The 18,457-nt window shown below is 40.7% G+C and carries 14 protein-coding genes; 2 read left to right on the top strand and 12 right to left on the bottom strand.

The window, feature by feature from the left end; all coding sequences use genetic code 11:
* Window position 1: 1 nt before the first annotated feature.
* Together Q0Q74_RS04275 and Q0Q74_RS04270 are read right to left on the bottom strand one after the other, a co-directional pair.
* Window positions 2-1,054, bottom strand: coding sequence for a thiamine ABC transporter substrate binding subunit (locus Q0Q74_RS04275; protein ID WP_294428859.1), 1,053 nt, complete (start codon window positions 1,052-1,054; stop codon window positions 2-4).
* Window positions 1,055-1,245: 191 nt separating this feature from the next.
* Window positions 1,246-2,319 (bottom strand): hypothetical protein, encoded by a 1,074-nt coding sequence (locus Q0Q74_RS04270; RefSeq protein ID WP_294428858.1) that lies wholly within the window; start codon window positions 2,317-2,319, stop codon window positions 1,246-1,248.
* Between the two features lie 156 nt (window positions 2,320-2,475).
* Here Q0Q74_RS04270 and Q0Q74_RS04265 point away from each other — a divergent pair, with 156 nt between their 5' ends.
* Window positions 2,476-3,645 (top strand): type III PLP-dependent enzyme, encoded by a 1,170-nt coding sequence (locus tag Q0Q74_RS04265; protein WP_294428856.1) that lies wholly within the window; start codon window positions 2,476-2,478, stop codon window positions 3,643-3,645.
* Between the two features lie 92 nt (window positions 3,646-3,737).
* Here Q0Q74_RS04265 and Q0Q74_RS04260 read toward each other — a convergent pair whose 3' ends face one another.
* The 3 genes from Q0Q74_RS04260 to Q0Q74_RS04250 all read right to left on the bottom strand — a co-directional run bounded on the left by Q0Q74_RS04260 (window position 3,738) and on the right by Q0Q74_RS04250 (window position 6,692).
* Window positions 3,738-4,307, bottom strand: a complete 570-nt coding sequence (locus tag Q0Q74_RS04260; protein ID WP_294428854.1) for a leucine-rich repeat domain-containing protein — start codon at window positions 4,305-4,307, stop codon at window positions 3,738-3,740.
* Window positions 4,280-4,453 (bottom strand): hypothetical protein, encoded by a 174-nt coding sequence (locus Q0Q74_RS04255; protein ID WP_294428852.1) that lies wholly within the window; start codon window positions 4,451-4,453, stop codon window positions 4,280-4,282. The genes Q0Q74_RS04260 and Q0Q74_RS04255 overlap by 28 nt, the downstream gene beginning before the upstream one ends.
* 184 nt (window positions 4,454-4,637) lie before the next feature.
* Complete coding sequence (locus tag Q0Q74_RS04250) at window positions 4,638-6,692, bottom strand: hypothetical protein (protein ID WP_294428850.1); 2,055 nt, start codon at window positions 6,690-6,692, stop codon at window positions 4,638-4,640.
* 338 nt (window positions 6,693-7,030) lie between these two features.
* On the opposite strand from Q0Q74_RS04250, the gene Q0Q74_RS04245 reads away from it, so the two are divergent.
* Entirely contained in the window at window positions 7,031-8,707 is a 1,677-nt protein-coding gene (locus Q0Q74_RS04245; protein ID WP_294428849.1) for an AMP-binding protein, read from the top strand.
* 201 nt (window positions 8,708-8,908) lie between these two features.
* On the opposite strand, the gene Q0Q74_RS04240 is transcribed toward Q0Q74_RS04245, so the two are convergent.
* The 7 genes from Q0Q74_RS04240 to Q0Q74_RS04210 form a co-directional block, all read right to left on the bottom strand.
* The gene (locus Q0Q74_RS04240) at window positions 8,909-10,348 is read right to left on the bottom strand and encodes an ASKHA domain-containing protein (RefSeq protein WP_294428847.1); all 1,440 of its coding nucleotides are present in this window, start codon (window positions 10,346-10,348) and stop codon (window positions 8,909-8,911) included.
* 120 nt (window positions 10,349-10,468) lie between these two features.
* Window positions 10,469-11,035 (bottom strand): hypothetical protein, encoded by a 567-nt coding sequence (locus Q0Q74_RS04235; protein ID WP_294428845.1) that lies wholly within the window; start codon window positions 11,033-11,035, stop codon window positions 10,469-10,471.
* Window positions 11,036-11,059: 24 nt separating this feature from the next.
* Window positions 11,060-11,662 carry a YigZ family protein gene (locus Q0Q74_RS04230; protein WP_294428843.1) on the bottom strand — a complete coding sequence of 201 codons (603 nt, stop codon included), beginning with the start codon at window positions 11,660-11,662 and terminating at the stop codon, window positions 11,060-11,062.
* A 33-nt stretch (window positions 11,663-11,695) separates the two neighbouring features.
* Window positions 11,696-12,643, bottom strand: coding sequence for a hypothetical protein (locus Q0Q74_RS04225; RefSeq protein ID WP_294428841.1), 948 nt, complete (start codon window positions 12,641-12,643; stop codon window positions 11,696-11,698).
* A gap of 207 nt (window positions 12,644-12,850) precedes the next feature.
* On the bottom strand, window positions 12,851-13,594 hold the full coding sequence (locus Q0Q74_RS04220) for a response regulator (RefSeq protein WP_294428839.1): 744 nt from the start codon (window positions 13,592-13,594) through the stop codon (window positions 12,851-12,853).
* A gap of 22 nt (window positions 13,595-13,616) precedes the next feature.
* Window positions 13,617-17,069 carry an ATP-binding protein gene (locus Q0Q74_RS04215; RefSeq protein WP_294428837.1) on the bottom strand — a complete coding sequence of 1,151 codons (3,453 nt, stop codon included), beginning with the start codon at window positions 17,067-17,069 and terminating at the stop codon, window positions 13,617-13,619.
* The gene (locus tag Q0Q74_RS04210; RefSeq protein WP_294428836.1) at window positions 17,066-18,427 is read right to left on the bottom strand and encodes a sensor domain-containing diguanylate cyclase; all 1,362 of its coding nucleotides are present in this window, start codon (window positions 18,425-18,427) and stop codon (window positions 17,066-17,068) included. Before Q0Q74_RS04210 ends, Q0Q74_RS04215 begins: the two co-directional genes overlap by 4 nt.
* Window positions 18,428-18,457 lie beyond the last annotated feature (30 nt).

The following is an 18,457-nucleotide window of genomic DNA, read 5'->3' as shown; positions in this document are numbered from 1 at the left end:
GCTATTTGAGCGTGATTACTGCCACATCGGCAGCTTCTTGCAGAACGGTATTGTCGCAGGTAACAGTTTTTGAAGGCTGTGCGGCTTTTTTGTAACATTCAGGAAGTTTTACATTTTTGTTGACAGGGTACATCCACTGAGTAAGCGGAAGTTCTTCCTGTGCTTCTTCACTGATTAAAAAGTCCATGAAAAGTTCTGCGAGTTTGCGGTTTGGTGCATTTTTTAAGATGCCTGCACCTTCTACCTGAATTGCATGACCGTCTTCAAAAATCAAAGCTTTGTAATAATCAATTTTGTCATATTCAAGGTTTGCAGCCGGGCTTGTAGTGTAGCTGATTACGAGAGGTGCTTCACCGTTTGTAAACAATCCGTATCCTGTGCTCCAGCTCGGTGCAAGCGAGAGAATGTTTGCTTTGAGTGAAGCCCAGAATTCCTTATAGCTTGCCTCTGTCGTGAAAATTGCTCGTGTCCATGCAACAAAGCCCAGACCAGGTGTGCTTGTTCGCGGATCCATGAGGATGATTTTGTCTTTGTAGACAGGATTTGTCAAATCAGCAAGTTTTTTTGGTTCTGGAAGATTTGAGCGTGTGTCAAAAATGAAGGCAAAATGGCTGTAATCGTAAGGAATGATTTTGTCTTTTGTGCCAAGATAATTCTGCAAGTCTGAATCGATGATTGAATCTGCGTTCTTTGGTTTGTATGACTCAAGGATGTCGGATTCAAGTGCTTTTGGAGCCGTATTGTTGTCGATTCCAAGAATGATGTCTGCCTGGCAATTGTTTTTTTCAAGAATAGCACGACTCAATGCCTGAACTGCATCGCCGCAATCAACGAAATTTGCTTTGATGCCGGTTGATTTTTCGAATTTTTCTGCGAGTTTTGGTGCCGGCCCCCATTCAGAAACGAAGCTACCGTAAGTATAAATTGTGACTTCGCCTTTTTCTGATGGTGACTGGCCGTTTGCACCGTTTTTAGAAGATTCTGCTTTGTGACAGGCAAAAAACAGAACTGAAGATGTAATAATAGAAGAAAAAATTAAGAGAGACTTTTTCATGTCTTCCTCCGCCGGTATTGTCCGGATCAGGTTGGAGCTTCATACGAAACTCTGCGGGTGTAATCTCAGCTATGCCACATTTAATGATAGACGGCATCGCACCCCGGAATAAGGTAAATTATACTGATTTAAGCAGCACTAGGCAATATTTTAAGAAATGCCAGTTGATTGCCGCGTTAATCAGATTTTCCTTAGGTTCCGAAGCAGAGAATCCATTTTCCTGTATATTCAGTAGATGCGGAATTTGACAGGTACATTTTGTTCCATGTCATTTCGTAGTAGAGACCTGCCCAAAGATGAGCGGATTTTTTGCGGTTTTTTGAAGGATGCAGAAGTTCTCCACCGTATCGTAGCGTGATTGTATGCAATGAATAGCTTGAATTGTTATCTTCTTCGCTGACGATTGCCCTTAAATCAAAATGCTGATAGGTCATCTGCCCTTTGATTCGTATATATCGGAAGAAATTGAATGCAATGCTTTGTTTTAAGTATGGATAGGAAAGCGAACGGAAACTCAAACTGCTGGAATCGGAACTGTTTTCATCACCATAGTGGTAGGTTGTATCAGAATCCGTGTAGAGGGTGACAAGAAAGGCCGGTACCATAAATCCTTCGGCTGTAAACGAAATGTATTTATGAATCGGAATTGAAAGTGAATATCCGAAAGATGGGCCAATCAACCTGTAAGTCTGATGCATATCTGTGAGGGCAAATCCTGAATTTTTAAGGGATGGATTGCTTTCACTTGAAAAGAAGACTCCAGAGTTCGTTGTGGTATGCGAGTATTGAAAGTAAAGGCCTATGTTGAATTGCGAGAATATGCTTTTTGAGCGGATGTCACTGTCTCCGATAAAAAAGACGACCGGATTCGGCATTAGTACGATTGAGCGGACTTCCGTGTTTTTGAGTTCAGTGTTTGAATTTGTTGATGTGATGTAATGGTCATATTCTCCACGGAAACTTTGCGAAAGATTTTCTGACCAGTCGTAATATGCCGCTCCAAAAACCATGCTGCCGTGCCTGTGCGGTTCTGCTCCAAAATCGACTCTGAGAGGCAGTTTGTCATCAAGAAGGTCACGCACGAATATAATAGGATTAAAGATGATTTGAGTCTTTGTTTCTGCTGAAGTTTCAATGGCGCTTTCAGTTTGATTCATGCTGTTTTCTGGTTCTGCGTTCAAATCAGTTTCTGCAGGCAAAATAGCCGTAAAAATAGTGCAGAGTAATGAGATTGAAATAAAACGCTTTTGAATCAGAAAAGGCATGAAAATATTATACTTTATTTGCAATTTTTTTTGAAGAAATTTTCCAAATTCTATAGACCATACCCTTATTTTCCTTTATATTCGCATTTACATCATTTTTACTTTTTACTAGGCAGTCGCTGTACTGGCTCGAATCATTGTGCAAGGTGGTATTTCATGTTCAATCGTGAGGACTACATTTCTGATTCAGAATGGAACAGGTTCTTAGAGTTTTCAAAGGATTTGGAAACTCCAAATGTCGTGATTAATCTCAAACAGATTAAGTACAATTTCATCAAACTTCGAGATTCTTTCCCATACGCCCACATCTATTATGCGATGAAATCGAATCCTGGAGAACCGGTCTTGAAAATGCTTGCCGAGTTAGGCTCAAATTTTGACATTGCCTCTCGCTACGAGCTGGACAAAATTCTTTCTATCGGTGTTACCGGTGATCGTCTTTCTTACGGCAACACAATCAAAAAGGCAAGGGACATTAAGTATTTCTACGAAAAGGGTGTCCGCATGTTTGCCACTGATTCAAAAGATGACCTCAAGGCAATCGCAGAAAATGCTCCGGGCAGCCGCATTTATGTCCGCATGTTAATGGAAAACACTCAGAGTGCAGACTGGCCTCTTTCACGCAAATTCGGCTGTCATCCAGATATGGCTTATGATTTGCTTGTTATGGCTAAAAATCTTGGTCTCACACCATACGGAGTTTCTTTCCATGTCGGAAGTCAGCAGCGTGATATTGGTGCATGGAACGATGCAATCGCAAAGGCTTCTTATCTTTTCTCATCACTCGAAGAAGAAGAGGGCATCCGTCTTTCAATGATTAATATGGGCGGCGGTTTCCCGGCACACTACATTCAGCCGACAAACGAGCTTGAAACTTATGCTTCAGAAATTACGCGATATTTGCATGATGATTTTGGTGATGAAATCCCGATGATTATTCTTGAGCCGGGCCGTTCTTTGGTAGGCGACTGCGGAATCCTTACGAGCGAGGTCGTTCTCGTAAGCCGCAAAAACAATACCGCATTGCAGAGATGGGTTTATCAGGATTCAGGAAAATTCAACGGTCTTATTGAGACTTTGGATGAATCAATGAAGTATCCTGTAATTTCCTCAAAAGACAAGCCTGGTGAAAAGGAAGGCGAGGTCATTCTTGCGGGTCCTACTTGCGATAGTGCTGACATCATGTACGAAGATTTCAAATATAAACTTCCGCTTTCCCTCAAAGCAGGAGACAAACTTTACTGGCTTACAACCGGTGCGTATACAAGCACTTATGCCAGCGTAGAATTCAACGGTTTCCCACCGATTAAAACATACTTCATGTAATCTTTTTTAAGCCTGCTTTTGCGGGCGGTTTTGCCTTGTGTCAGAGTCGCCCGCAAACACTGCGATAATATCGATTTTTTTTCATATTATTATTACATTTTGTATTCACCGTCAGTGCATTTTATAATGGTTCCTTTAGGTATACTGCTCTTGTTTTCAATATTTATATTTTTCCAGTCCTGAATAGTTAGAGCGTAGTTAATTGTCTTAAATTTTGGACAATTATCGAAAATTTCATATCCGAATTGATCATTAGATTTCATTTTTTTTCCGATGGATATGCTTTCAAGATTTAAACATCCCTTAAATGCTTGGTTTCTTATCTGGGAAGTTTTGGAAGGTAATTCAAAATTCGTTAGGGAAATACAATCTTCAAAAGCAGATTGACCTATATATGTAACATTTTTTGCTGAAAGATTAGTTAGCGAAGAACACCCTTTGAATGCATACAAATTTAAATATATTACAGAATCTGGAAGTGTTATGGAGTATAGTGCTTTACAGTTGTAGAATGTTCCATTGAGCTTTATTGTGTTACCATTTTGGCTTGCAGAAATAATTGATAAATCGGTAACTTCGCTCATATCAAGGTTTATTAGGATTTCTTCCTCATCAATAGTTAATAATGCATTATTTAGTTTGCTAATTTCTTCTCCAGACATTTTTCATTTGTATCGTTGCTGTTATTTTCATCAGTTTGTGTTTTTTTACCTGTTTGAAAATCATTGTCATTAGAGGTTTCCGTGTTACAACTAAGAATGAGAAGACTTCCTGTTAACAATAAGACTGATTTAAGTTTTATTTTCATAATAGCCTCCTAATACAATTACATCATCGATATAATGTAATTACATATTATAGTGATGTCGATTACATTATAAGCCAAATTGTATAGGCTGCCCTGGAAGTTTATAAAACTTCCAGGGCAGCCTTTTTATGTTTAAATGATTGCTGAAGATTTTGCAGTTGTTTTTTCTTTATGCACAGGCTGCTTATTTTGCTTCAATATGGAATTTTCCATCTTCATTGATGCTTGCAGTTACTTCTAAATCTACAGCTCCGTTGTTTGTAAATTTCAGCTTATCAGTGTAACCCTTGTCTGCCGCACAGATTGATAACTTTTCCGGTTCTTCAAAATCCCAAATAATATAGGTTTTTAGAATCAGTTTATTATCTAATACGGTGTCATCCCATGGGTTAGTATCTGCTGTGCTTAGCTTTGTCAGCAACGGACGGCCGTAAACAGAATAACCAGCTGGAACTGTAAATGTAAATTTATTATCATCATCAAATTTTTTAGTATACGATTCTGTTGCAGGTTCATTTTCTACATAGTCAGAAACCCACATTATTGCCATTGTTTGTTTGAGTTCTTCAACAGAAACCTTTTCTGCGTGAATGTTTTTTACGGTTATTTCATTAGGAATTGCATCATGAATACCGATTTTAAGACACGGATTTTTATTCAGATCTCCTTTTTCATATTCAGAAAACGGTTTAACTCTGTTTAGATAATCTACATCTTTGTTTGCGTAAATGAATGTGATAACTTCAGTGTCAACACCCGCTTCAAGTAACCACGGCTCTGACCAGGCCCATGTATATTCTGGTTTTTGTTCAAGGTCATTGATATTTATGTTCGCTGTAAGCTTACTCGTGGCATTTTTTACATTCATTGTATAAGAGACTTTGTAAAAACTACCTTTTTCAATAGATAAGTTCATTATTTTTCCTGTTTGTTGCCATTTGTCTGCGGTAGCACTTTTAAATTTTATAGTGAATTCTTCATCTGTTCCTGTTACAGACAAATCTTTTTCTGTCAGAAATTCTCCTGTTTTCCATAGATTCACAGGAGGTGTTTTTTCTGTTGTTTCAGAAATTTCTATATCTTTAATCTGAATATCAACACTTTCTTCTGTTGTTTCCATAGCTGTTTCAAGACGAAGCATTGAGAAGCCCTCCTTGAAAGTTCCTGTATAAACTGAAATATCAGTCCATTCATCTTTTGTTGTCTTGAAAAAAGCTGTCACACCGTCACTAAAAATTGTTCTAGGCTGATGCAAAGAAATTGCATTGCGATTTGTGCGGAATTTGTATGAGATTTTATAATTTGTGTCAGGCTTTCCGTCAAAAACAAGAGGAATGCTTGTACATTCACTCCAAATTTCAGGTACCTTTTTAAATGATGCAGAATATACTCCGTCAACAGGTTCTAAAACACTATCACTACCTTCACTCCAGAAAATTCCCGTTTTTATGAAATCTTCATTGCTGGATGGCGGATTGTTATCCTCTGTATTTGTTTCTGTGTTAGTGTCATTGGTATTAGTGTTATTTCCATTATCCGTTCCTGTATTAGATTCAGAGTTGTCAGTACTTCCAGTATCGGAACTGGAATTTGAGTCATTGTTTTGATTGTCGCCATTTCCACCGCTTGATCCATTATTCTGCCCAATCTTCTTAAAAGATTCCTTTACTTGAGTTGTAAGAGTTCCACTCTCTCCGTCAGCTATGCCAGAAATGATAATACTCTTGTAAAGCTCAATCCGAGTTCTATCAGGACTTACCTTTCGATAAACTTTTCTGTTTTTTATACTTGTAATCTTTACACCGTGATTTTTTAATTCATCAATTGCTGTATCAAAAACTGAATCAGAATATGCCTCTTTATATAATTGTTCAAATTGAGCATAAGTGACAGTTCCATTTTTTATTATAGATGTATCAGAACTTTCCGAAAGTATTACTGAATCATTAGTATTTGTACCAGTGACTTCAAAATTTACACTTGCAGATTGATTTATAAAATCACCAGCTCCCGTCATATTAAGTATCTGTGATGCTGTACAATTCCATTTTCCGATAAACCAATTCATATCTGTTAAATCGTCCCAGTCATCGTAACCAGTTACATTTGCTTCTGGTATGATTGGAACTTTAGTTTCCGTTGTACTATCATCATTTGATCCGTTATCACAAGCCGTAAAAAACAGACTGACAGCGAAAAGCGATGAAAATATCGCAAAAATCCATGGTTTCTTACTCATAATTATTCCTCCAAAAAAAATAAAGCCTATCGCAAAAGCGTATGAGAAAACATTGTTAGTCATAGTTTTTTACGATAGGCTTTTTTAAATTATATTGTTGCGAAGTTTCGCAACAAAGAACTATTGCAAGTTCTTTGTTCAGTGTACACTGAACAAATTTTTTTGAGGTTTTTCTTGATTTGCGATTAAGGAAGTTACTAATCGGGGTGCGCTTAACTTTTGCGGGCTTTTTTTATGGTGTTTTTTAGCTTTCTGTGATAAAATAATTGCAACTTTTTTCTTTGGCGCGTGTCTAAATTTGATAGCACAACTTTCAGTCATAAAATGGGGTTTTGAAAATGAATTTTTATTCAGATTATGTAGAAAACGGAACAGAATTTACAAATTACGAGGACTTAAAAAAGAATTTCAAAATCAAGGTTCCAGAGAACTTCAACTTCTCATATGATATAATTGACCGTTATGAGCAGCTTGAACCTGGCAAACGCGCCCTTGTTTGGTGTGATGATTCAGGTGAGGAAAAAGTTTTTTCTTTTGCAGATATTGCCCGTGAATCACGCAGAACGGCAAATTATCTGGTATCAAAAGGAATCAAAAAAGGCGATGCCGTAATGCTCATTTTGCGCCGCCGCTACGAATTCTGGTTTTTTATCACGGCACTTCATAGAATCGGGGCAATCGCTGTTCCTGCAACAAATCAGCTTCTGCAGAAAGATTTGGAATACCGCACGAATGCAGCCCAAATCAAAATGATTGTCTCTTATGACGATACAATTCAGGAAGAAATTGAAAAGGCAATGCCGGCTTCTCCAAGCGTAAAATCACTGGTAACTGTTCAAAGTGACCGTGAGGGCTGGATTTCATATTCAAAAGAAATCGCTTCGTTTGGCACAGATTTCCCGCGTCCGCAGGGCGAGCTTGCAACTCATAACGAAGATGTCATGCTTCTTTACTTCACTTCTGGCACTTCTGGCTATCCAAAGATGGTTCAGCATAACTTCGCTTATCCGCTTGGGCACATTGTAACTGCAAAATACTGGCAGAATGTTATCGATGATGGCCTTCATCTTACTGTTGCAGAAACAGGATGGGCAAAATCTGTCTGGGGTAAGCTCTACGGTCAGTGGATTTGCGGTTCGGCAGTTTTTGTTTACGACATGATTCAGTTCAAGCCTGGCGTACTTCTCAAAAAAATCGAACAGTATAAGGTAACCACTTTCTGTGCTCCACCAACTGTCTACAATTATCTTGTTCGTGCAGATATCAATAAATACGATCTTTCTTCTCTCAAATATCTTGTAACTGCTGGCGAAGCATTAAATCCTGAAGTTTACAACAAGGTTTACGAGGCAACTGGGCTCAAAATGTTTGAGGCTTATGGTCAGACTGAAGCAACCGTTATGGCAGGCAACTTCCCGGGCATGGAGCCAAAACCGGGTTCAATGGGCAAACCTGCTCCTGGTTATGATATTACAATCGTTCGCCCGGATGGCACAAAATGTGATCCAAAAGAGCCTGGAGTAATCGTTGTAAATCTTGAGAATGGTCGTCCGTTTGGTCTCTTTACAGGATACTATCACGATGAAGAGCGTACAAAATCAGTCTTTGAGAACAATAAGTATCTTACTGGTGACACCGCTTATTACGATGAAGACGGCTATATCTGGTTTATTGGCCGCAATGACGATGTAATTAAAAGTTCAGGATACCGAGTTTCACCATTCGAAATCGAAAGCATTTTGCAGCAGCACCCGGCTGTTCTGGAATGTGCCGTAACAGGTATTCCAGATCCAAGGCGAGGTCAGGCAATCAAGGCTACAATTGTTCTTACAAAACTTTACGAGGCAAGCGAGCAGCTCCGCATTTCGATTTTGGACTGGATGAAAGAAAAAACTGCGACATACAAGCATCCGCGAATCATCGAATTCGTAAATTCCCTTCCAAAAACAATTTCAGGTAAAATCCGCCGCGTAGAAATCCGCGAGAACGACGAAGCAAACGACACGAAGGCGTAAAATCTGAAAAGTAAAATTTCTCACAGAAGGCACTGGGTTCACAGAGAATTTTGCGTTAGGGATTGTAGGGGCGGCGAAGCCGTTGCCGAAACGAAGTGCAGGCAATGTAGTGCGAATGCACGGAACCACGGAAAGCCCGGCCATTGCGTAGCAATGGAAACGCCATTATTAGCTTTTCGTTTTCCACTTTCAACTTTCCGTTTAAAAATCTATGCCTTTTAGGAAGCGTTCCTGGAATTCGGGGATGCCTGCAAGGTTGATTTGAACGGACTTTTTGGCGAGCGCTTTTGCTTTTTCTCGAAGGACATTTGAGAAAAGAAGGGCGCTTGCTCCTGAAAGTGCCGCATTCCCCAGATGAATCGTGCGTTTTTCTAATTGAGGCGGCAAAAGACCGATTGCCGTTGCTTCTTCAAAGTTGATTTTTGAACCGAAACCACCTGCAATGCAGAAGACTGGTGTTTCTTCGGTGTGTTCAAGCAGAAATTCGAGACCCGTTTTGACCGCTGACTTTGCAAGCTGAAGATTTCGGATGTCCTGCTGCGAGAGATAGACAGCCGGAGTAAGTTCAATGCAGCTTGTGCCGTCACCGAGCTTTGATTTTTCGCGGGTAATCATTCCGTTTTTGTCGATATATTTGTTTTTTAGCATGACAGCCGCCGCACTGATTAAGCCGGTACCGCAAAGACCGCGTGGCTTTTTGTCACCGATTGTGTGGCAGTTGAGTTTGTCGTTTTTGTAAGTGATTTTGTCGATTGCACCGTCAATTGAAGGCATACCGCAGCTGATATTCGCGCCCTCAAAGGCCGGGCCTGAAGCTGCCGATGTGCAGAGAATGCGACCTTTTTTGCTTTCAGAATCAGGGATGTAAAGACATAACTCGCTATTTGTACCGATATCTGCCAAAAGAAGCGGGGCAGTGACTTTAGATTCCCATGGGCGCAAGGTAGAAGGCTCATTTTTTGTGTTGGGAACAGGGAATCCTGCCGCTACCATTGCACAAACCGCATCAGCACCGATAAAAGCCCCGATGCAAGGCGGAATATAGACATCTGTGTCCTTGTCGATTGTGCTTGAATTGAAAATCTGAAGAAGTTCCGGCGTGGGTTTGTCCAAGGCTGTAGAATTTGAGAAAACTTTGCCGTCACGAATCTTTTTCCAAGTTGTTGTTTTGTCAAAAAGTGTTGCCGGAGTGAATGGAGCCGCAGCCATGTTGTTGACTGGAACTGAACAAAGGAAACTGAGCATTGTGGTGTTTCCTGTGATGACGATAGAAGTGACTTTTGGCTGGAAACCGCGCGGAAGAAGATTTGCCGACTCGTAGACGGCTTTTGCAAACATCTTTTCGAGCTGGCTGATTATGCAGTAATGAAGGGCAGAAGGACCGCTTTCGACGACTTCTGATGAGCCTGTGAGCGGCGGGCGTACAGCAAAGGCAATTCTTCGGATAATGTCATAACCATAGCGAACCTGATTGTTTTTTTCAGCAATGGTCAGCAGGTGCTTTCTGTGTAAAAGAGACCATGTGCTGACCGCGATAGTTGTTGTTCCGATATCGACGGCAATTCCAAGTTCTGCTGGAGACACTTCTGAGCCAACCTGCTCTGGAATTACCGGCATTTTGCCTTCTGTAACAATCTGCATAAAAAATCCTGTTTATAAATATATAATAGGATACACCTAAAATAATGAATTTTCAATGATTTTATGAGACTTTGGAAAATCAGGCTTTGAAAACCTCTATTTCAGGCTGCAGGCGTGGATTTAATCATGCATGCTGAGTTTTACGGATACGCAGAAAATATTGTCTCTTGAACCGCCTCTTGGCATGCTTTTCAGGCTTGCACAAATAACGGGCGCAATTGAGTTCAAATGATATGAAAAATCGTAGGCGAGAGCGAATTTAAAGCCATTTCCCCAGCAAGATTTCTGTGTTTGATCGTGGTCATCAAATGATATGACATCAGTGCGGCGGCCGAGGGCATAATCAACGGATGCGTAAAGGCCTCCTAAATTCGGGTAAACTCTAAAACCGGCGAGAAGAGCGTAATCCATGAGATAAATATGGTCAGAACCCTGCCATCGGAAGTCAAATACAGCGTCTCCACCTACAGAAAATACGAGCTGCTTGTTCATGGGCATCAAAAGGAGTGCGTCCATGCAAAAAATTGTCTGATTTATGTCTCCAAGTGCTTTATTTCTGTTTTTCGTTTCTTTGTCGCCGTAAAAAACATAACCTGAGCCGATTCCAAATTCAACTCCAGAGTTTGAAAAGAGCGGTAAAGTGAAAAGGGCAAGCAGTAGTCCAAGACTGAATATTTTTTTGTTCATAGAAATATTATCGGCAAAAAGAAGTCAGAAGTTATGATTAACATTTACGGTGATTTTGCCGTTCGTGGAATCAAAAACGGTCTGTTTTAGCGATTCAAAATCTTTCTCTGCAATCTGGCCCGAAATCGAAATCAGCTCGCCGAAATCTTCACTTAAATCGTAAAGCGTAAAACTTTCAAAAATCTTCTTTACAACCTGATACTGCTGATAATCGCATTTAAGGTCAAAAACGCATTTTTCGACCAGTTCTTCAAAATCACATTCCGCGAGAACATTTTTTACGCCGTCACCGTAAGCATGGACTAGCCCGCCAGTTCCCAAAAGTGTACCGCCAAACCAGCGCGTAATTGTGACAAGGAGATTCGTTGCGCCGCTTCCTTTGAGAACATCGAGCATTGGTCTGCCCGCAGTTCCACCGGGTTCACCGTCATCGCTCATGCCCATCAATTCTGCATTTTTACCGCAGATGAAAGCGTGGCACACATGAGTTGAATCGGCATATTTCTGTTTCTGGCTTTTGATTTTTTCGCGCACCTCGGCCTGAGAAGAAATCGGGAACAATTCAGAAAGAAAACGAGAACCTTTGATTGTCTGTTCGCACGAAGCGTATGATTTAGGTATAAGCATTTTTTAACCGCAGATTACACTGACTGACACAGATTACAATTCCTGTTCATCAGTGCGAATCAGTAATGGATTTTCAGGTTTGGAGTGTTGATTCTGAAGTTCTTCGTAAAGAACTGGCACCGTGAGGTAAATCCGTATCATTGCAGTGTAAAGATTTACGAAATACGCAATGTTCAGAAGGAAGACAAGAATTGAAAGGGCAGATGCCTTTTCTTCTGGGATGAAATTTACAATCAATGCAAGGAAAATTGCGGCCAAAAGCTGCTTTCCGCCTGCACGGATTGCAAAAACAATCAGACGGAAAACATTTTTGCGCATAAGTTTTGCACTCTGATTAAACAAATCTGGAACCTTCAAATTCGGATTGTCAAAATGCAGGTTAAAAACGAATACAAAGTGAATTAAAGTGAACAATCCAATCAGAAAAAGAATTACGATGAAAATCCCCATGAAAGTGAGTGTATTCAGCATAAAATCTGAGATTAGCTCTGTATTTTCGCTTGCTGCCTGAAGTTCTTCGATGGAAATGAGCTGGAACGAAAAATCAGGATTGATTTGTGAAAAAATGAATTTTGCGGCAAAGCGGGCAATTATGACAAGAACTGAAAAAATCCCTGCAAAGGCAAAAATTACTTTGCGTACATTGCCAAAGCACTTGAAGCCGATGAAAATATGACCGAGAGTCACATGCTGCTTTCTGGTCATTCTTAAAAGCATGACGGCGAAACCGAATTGAAAGGTGAGCCAGACGCATAGTGCGATGAAAGCAAGTGCAAGCATAAGGATTCTGGAGATAAGCAGACTGGAGCCAGTTTGAGCCATTCGAAGTGATGGTGACAGAATCGCAAAAAAACTTAGTGTTTCCAGAATCGACATGAGAAACAGGGCGTACATGATTCTGCCAATATACATGGAAGAAACCTGATTCAGCTTGACCATTAAGCGTTTAATATTCATAAGCGAGAACAGATTAACATACATTCAGACAAATTAAAAGACTGGGGATGACTGATAAGTTCAGTGGTTACGGTCATTGAGCTTGTCGAAATGACCATTCACACTATATGAGGTGGTTTCGACATAGGGAGCGTTAAAAAATCGCACTGCGATTTTAGCGATTCTCCGAAGCAACTGTGTTGCGCAGGGCTCAACCACCGCAAAAACTTCTTCTTAGACATCCCTGCCAGATTAATTGAAATTGACAATCCTGTTTTTGAAGAAATCGATGACAGTCTGTTTGATTTCTTGGGGGCTTTTGCTCTTTAAGATGTAGCCCTGCGGATTCAGCTTAACAACGGACATGATTGCGTCTTTGTCGGCCTTTGCCGTGAGGAAAATGACCGGCAAATCTTTGATTCTTTCGTCGTATCTGATTTTTGCGAGCACAAAAGAACCGTCCATTTCGGGCATTTTGTAGTCAAGGAGAACCAAATCAACTGTCTGTGTATTGAGGAATTCAAGTGCCATTTCACCGGAATTTACGGCAGTGACATCAAAATCGTTCTGGAGCCAGCCTTTAATGCTTCTGAGCATGACGGCTTCATCGTCAACAACGAGAATCTTCTTTTTGGGGGCATCATTTCTTTCAATGACTGCAAGCAGATGGTTTATGTCGAGATTGTAGTTCGGAAAGCGGAACGATGGCAGCTTCGCGTAGATTTTTTCGTCGTTTAGCGAAAGCGGGGTAGTTCCGATTATATAGATGTACATGTTCATCCGCTGCTGCATTTTTGCAAGTGAACTTACAACCCCAAAATTTATGCTTTCAGTGAGACAGAGGATGACATGAATCGTTTTGTCGTTCGGGAAAAACAGATTTTCCGGGCTTGGACCAAACACTTCAAAATTGCAGTTAAAGTCTCTCAGTTTTTTTGTAAAAGTTCTTACTGCAAGCTGAGATTCATCACCTACAACATAGATTTCATTAACCATAAAGCACTCCTTATAAATTGCATTATTCCTTCAGAAGATTTCTGAGTTCCTTAAAATCCACATTCGTTGCGGCGGTGCGGATTTTATCAAATTTTTCAGCGAATGAAGGCGGAATCTTAAAGGCTGAAAATTCTGCCATTATTTCATCCATGCCGTCCATGTCAAAACTGATTGCACAGGCGTTTAACCTTGCAAGTTTATCTTTTAATTCGGATTCGGAAATTTCGCTCTTTTCAGAGGAAGTTTCTTCTCCGCTGTTTACGATTGAATTGAGTTTTTCTTTGAAACTTGCGTAAAGTTCCATAAGTTCAGGGTGTTTTGCACGAATTTCATCCGCTTCCTTTTTTTCTGATTTTTCTTCGAGCCAGGCCGCTTTTTGAGAGAGGTCAAGTGCACCAATCAGACGCGAACTGCTTTTGAGGGCGTGAACTTTCGTGCAGTAATTTTCCCAATCCTCGTTGGCAAAGAATTTTTCTAATTCAGATTTTTTATCATCGATTGTATTGTAAAAATTTTTGACTGCGTTTTCAAGGATATCGCTTGTGGCACAGTTTGCAATGGCCGCATCTGCATCAATTCCTTCGATGCCGCGGAGTTTTTCAAGGATTTCAGATTTTGCTTCATCATCGTTTTCTTCTGATTCATCTTCCCAATTTTCTTCTATATAATCTTCCGGGAGATAGCGGCGAATCATTTCTTCGAGTTTTTCAGGATTTACTGGTTTAGAAAGATAGTCGGTGAACCCTTCTTCAAGATACATTTTCTTTACGCCGGTTAGTGCGTTTGCCGTGAGTGCGACGCATGGCTTTCCTTTTGATTTGTTGTCTGCCATTGACTGCATTGCGTGGAGCGTTTCAATTCCGTCCATTTCGGGCATTCTGTGGTCAATGAAAATAATGTCGTAGCAATTTTCTTTGACCTTTTCGAGAGCTGCTTTTCCGCTCAAAACGGTGTCCAGCTTGATTCCAGTCTTTTTCAGAAGTCCTTTTATGACTTCGAGGTTCATTTCGGTATCATCGACAAAGAGAAGATGTGCTTTTGGAGCGTGCAGCTTTTCTTTGTAGCGGGCCATCGTTTCAATGCTTTCTTCGTAGGCTGTATTGATGTCGCCGACTTCCTGCCAGTCCACAACGCCCTGCTCTACCACAAAAGAGAATTCCGAACCCGAACCGTAGACGCTTTTTACATCGAGTTTTGTGTTCATCATGGCGAGCATTTTCATGACGATGCTCATGCCTAAACCCGTGCCTTCGATTGTTTTGTTCCGGTTTTCTTCGATTCGTTCAAATGGCGAGAAGAGCCGTTTCATGTCTTCTTCTTTGATGCCGATTCCAGTGTCCTTTACGCTGACTTTGAGAAGAATTTTATTTTCGCCTTCTAACTTGTCACAACTAATTTCTAGCTTGACGCTTCCTTTGTGAGTGTATTTTACGGCGTTTGTCAGAAGATTTAAGATACACTGTTTGATTCGGATGCTGTCACCGTAAAGCGATTTTGGAATGGTCGGGTCAGCCTGAAGAATGAAATTGAGTCCTTTCTTTTTGGCTCGCTCGCTAATCATATTCACTAAATCGACCACGACTGAAGAAATATCGTAATTTTCGGGGATAAGCTCCATCTTTCCGGCTTCGATTTTTGAGAAATCAAGAATATCGTTTACTATAGAAAGAAGATTTGAACTTGCTGTTTTGATGTTTGCCGCATATCCCAGAATCGTTTTATCATTTGATTCGCGGAGAATCATTTCATCCATGCCGAGAACCGCGTTGATTGGTGTGCGGATTTCGTGACTCATGTTTGCAAGGAAGGCACTCTTTGCCTGTGAAGCCGCAGTTTGCCGTTCAGCCTCGCTCTGGAGTTTTTCGCGAACTGCCCGTTCTTCCGCGATATTTTCGATTGCCCAAAGAACATGATGAAGCGTGCCGTCGGGATTGCGGTCAACCAGGATGAATCGTGCGCGGCACCAGCTTCCGAGTGCGCCTTTGAATTCATGTGCTATGGATTTTTTGCCCTTCATGCGCTCTTCGAGAGTGTCGAAATTGATGAATTCCATGAAATCTTCGCGTTCCTTTCCTGTGTTCATTACGCGTTCTTCCATTACACGGCGAACCGTTGCCCTTGCGTTTTTCATCGAGTTGCCGATTGATTTTGCGACTTCGCTGTGAACTTGAATTTCGGTAAAGGTGTCCGTGTTTAAGTCAAGTTCATGCAGTGAAAAATAAATGCTGGCCAGGAATTCGCTTTTGCTCTTGCTTCCAGAGATTGCGGCTTCTTTTTCGGTTCGTTCTTTTTCGATCTGCTCGCGGATGTATTCGATGTATTCCTGCATCTGAGTTATCATCATGCGGATATTGTTTGAAAGCTTGCCGAGCTCATTGTTTGATTCGTAAGGAATCTTGATGTTGAGTTCGCCTCGTGCCAGTTTGAAGGTCGCGTCAGAGATTATACTGATTGGCTTGATGATATTTTTGAGCGCAAGATAAAGTGCCAGAATCGTGAGCAGCAAGACCGCTAAAAAAGTAAGCAGAATTGGCATCAGCATTTGTTTTCTAACGATTTGCATTGCTTTTTCTGATATGGATACAATAAGAATCATATCGTTTTGGAGCTTGCGTTTGATTCCGTAATGCGTATCGTTATTCCAGTTGAAGGTTGAAAGTTCCCCATCGTCCGGGGTGCTGAATATATCCATAATCTCGCTAATGTCAGCCGTCTGTTTTATTAAATCAGTTTGCTGCGAAAGATGTGCATTATTGAAGTAAATAAGGCTGCCATCTTCAGAGATGAGAATTGCGAGTTGATTTTCGACAGGCAGTGTATCAATGACATTTTTGATTGTAGCAAGATTTATGTCCATGCCGACTACACCCAAAAATGAGTTATCTTTATAGATAGGGATGATGAAAGAAATCATCGTGATACCGAGATTTTTGTTTTCGTACGGGGCAGTCCAGACAGGAGACTTTTTCCAGAGAGGAATGTAATACCAGCCGACATGTTCAATGTCATTTGGATTGTAAAGTGAAAGGTCAGTGGGACTTACGCTTATGAAACCTCGTTTTATATCGCCTTCAAGGAAAATGCCCCGTTTTCCGCCAAATTTTTCGATGTTAAGACGGAAATAAAGTGACATTGCATCCTGCGCGATTCCTGTGAGCGAAATCAATTCTTTGCCAAGGGCAGCCATGTATTCTTTTTCGTACTGACTGTCGCGTAAAATCCGGTCTTCATCGATAGTGCGAAGAATGTAATCTTGTGCATTAAAAACGGCTCGTTCCACGGAAAGCATACTGAAATCAAGTTCAAGTGCTTTTTTGTCGGCAGTGATGTTCATTGAAGACATGAGCGTTGTTTTGCCGTCACGCACTTCACGCAAGAGGATAACACCTGCTGTAAGAAAAAACGCAAAGAGAACCAGGAAAATACATGTTCCAATTGTTTGTGTTCGAAGCGACTGCTTGTATTTCTTTTTCATTCTTCTATGCTCACTCCATTTCCGCCATTGGCTTTTACTTTATAGCAAAGCTGTACCGCACGATGATAGTTCGTCTTTATGCTTTCAGTTAAATCAACTTTCACGATGCCGACTGAAATCGTAACATCGAGTTTTTCTTTTATTTCTCTGCATAGGTCGTTAAACCGTTTTTCTGCTTCAGTGATGTCAAATTCGAGGAAAAAGACGAATTCATCGCCAGCCCAGCGGAAGATGATTCCATGCTCGTTTACGCATTTTTTTGTAAGTTCCACGATTCCGAGCAAAAGTTTGTTTCCGTCGCGGGTTTCGTTCGTTGTCTTAAATCGGTCAATGTCGAACATGGCAAGCGATTTGTATCGCGTCGTATTGAAAATTCCCTGTTCGCCATAAGCTTCGTTCAGATAGTTGCGGTTTGGAAGCCCTGTGAGAAAATCATGCGGATTATCGTTTCGTATGATTTCAGGCTGAGTTTTTTTGATTTGAGCTTTAATCAATAGGGCAAACAAAAGAATCGTCAGAATAAACAGAACAATAAAGGCAGGAAGCAAACTGTCGTCATCGGACGGGTCAAAATCCTGTATAACAAGATACCATTCGATTTCTGGTATGTAGCTGGTAATGCGCCAGCTTCCGTTTTTCTTGACAGTGTAGACAAAATCGCCGTTTTCTGCGCCGTCCGTGAGCGCTTCTGAAATGTAGGTATTTTCGATATTTGCTTCGTTGGTGTCCATTTGGACCAGACCGTCTTTGTTGATGAAAGTAACTTTTACACCGTGCTTCTTTTCTTCTTTAAGCATTTCTTCTCGTAAATCGTCTATAAAAAGCCCGATGCCGCTCATACCAAGAAGCTTTCCTTCGTCTTCAATCCGTCGGTTTATAAAAAGTGCCCATCTGTAGTCATAAACCTTGTCGCGGTCGATGACAATCTTCATCTTTTTGTTTGAGTTGACAAAAAACTGATACCAGTCATCATTCGGCTCGTTTTCAGGATCAAGGATTTTTGCAATTCCGTTCATAGTGTAGTATCGCCGTGTTTTTTCTGAGACAATATTTACAGGATAAAATTTAAAGGTTTTGGAAATCGAAGAAAGGTATCCGCAGACAATTTTTTCGATTTCGCTGCTTTCATACTGCGTTTCGTTTTTAAGAAGGTCTATCAAAAGTTCATTTTCGGAAATTGATTTTGAGACAGTTACTGGTTTTTCAAATTTTCCGTAAAGCTCATCAAATAAGTGGTGTGCCATTACAGTTCTGTTTTCTTCTATACTAGTGTCAAAGGTCAGAACGGATATGCTGATATAAGCAAGCACGGCACAAAATGCTAAAGCCAATGAAAGAATTGTAACCTTCTGTCTCATTAAAAAGCCTCCCTTATTGAACTTAGTTTG

The organism is uncultured Treponema sp., assembly GCF_946187725.1.
Classification (GTDB): Bacteria; Spirochaetota; Spirochaetia; order Treponematales; family Treponemataceae; genus Treponema_D.
This window is presented reverse-complemented; position numbering and strand designations above follow the sequence as displayed.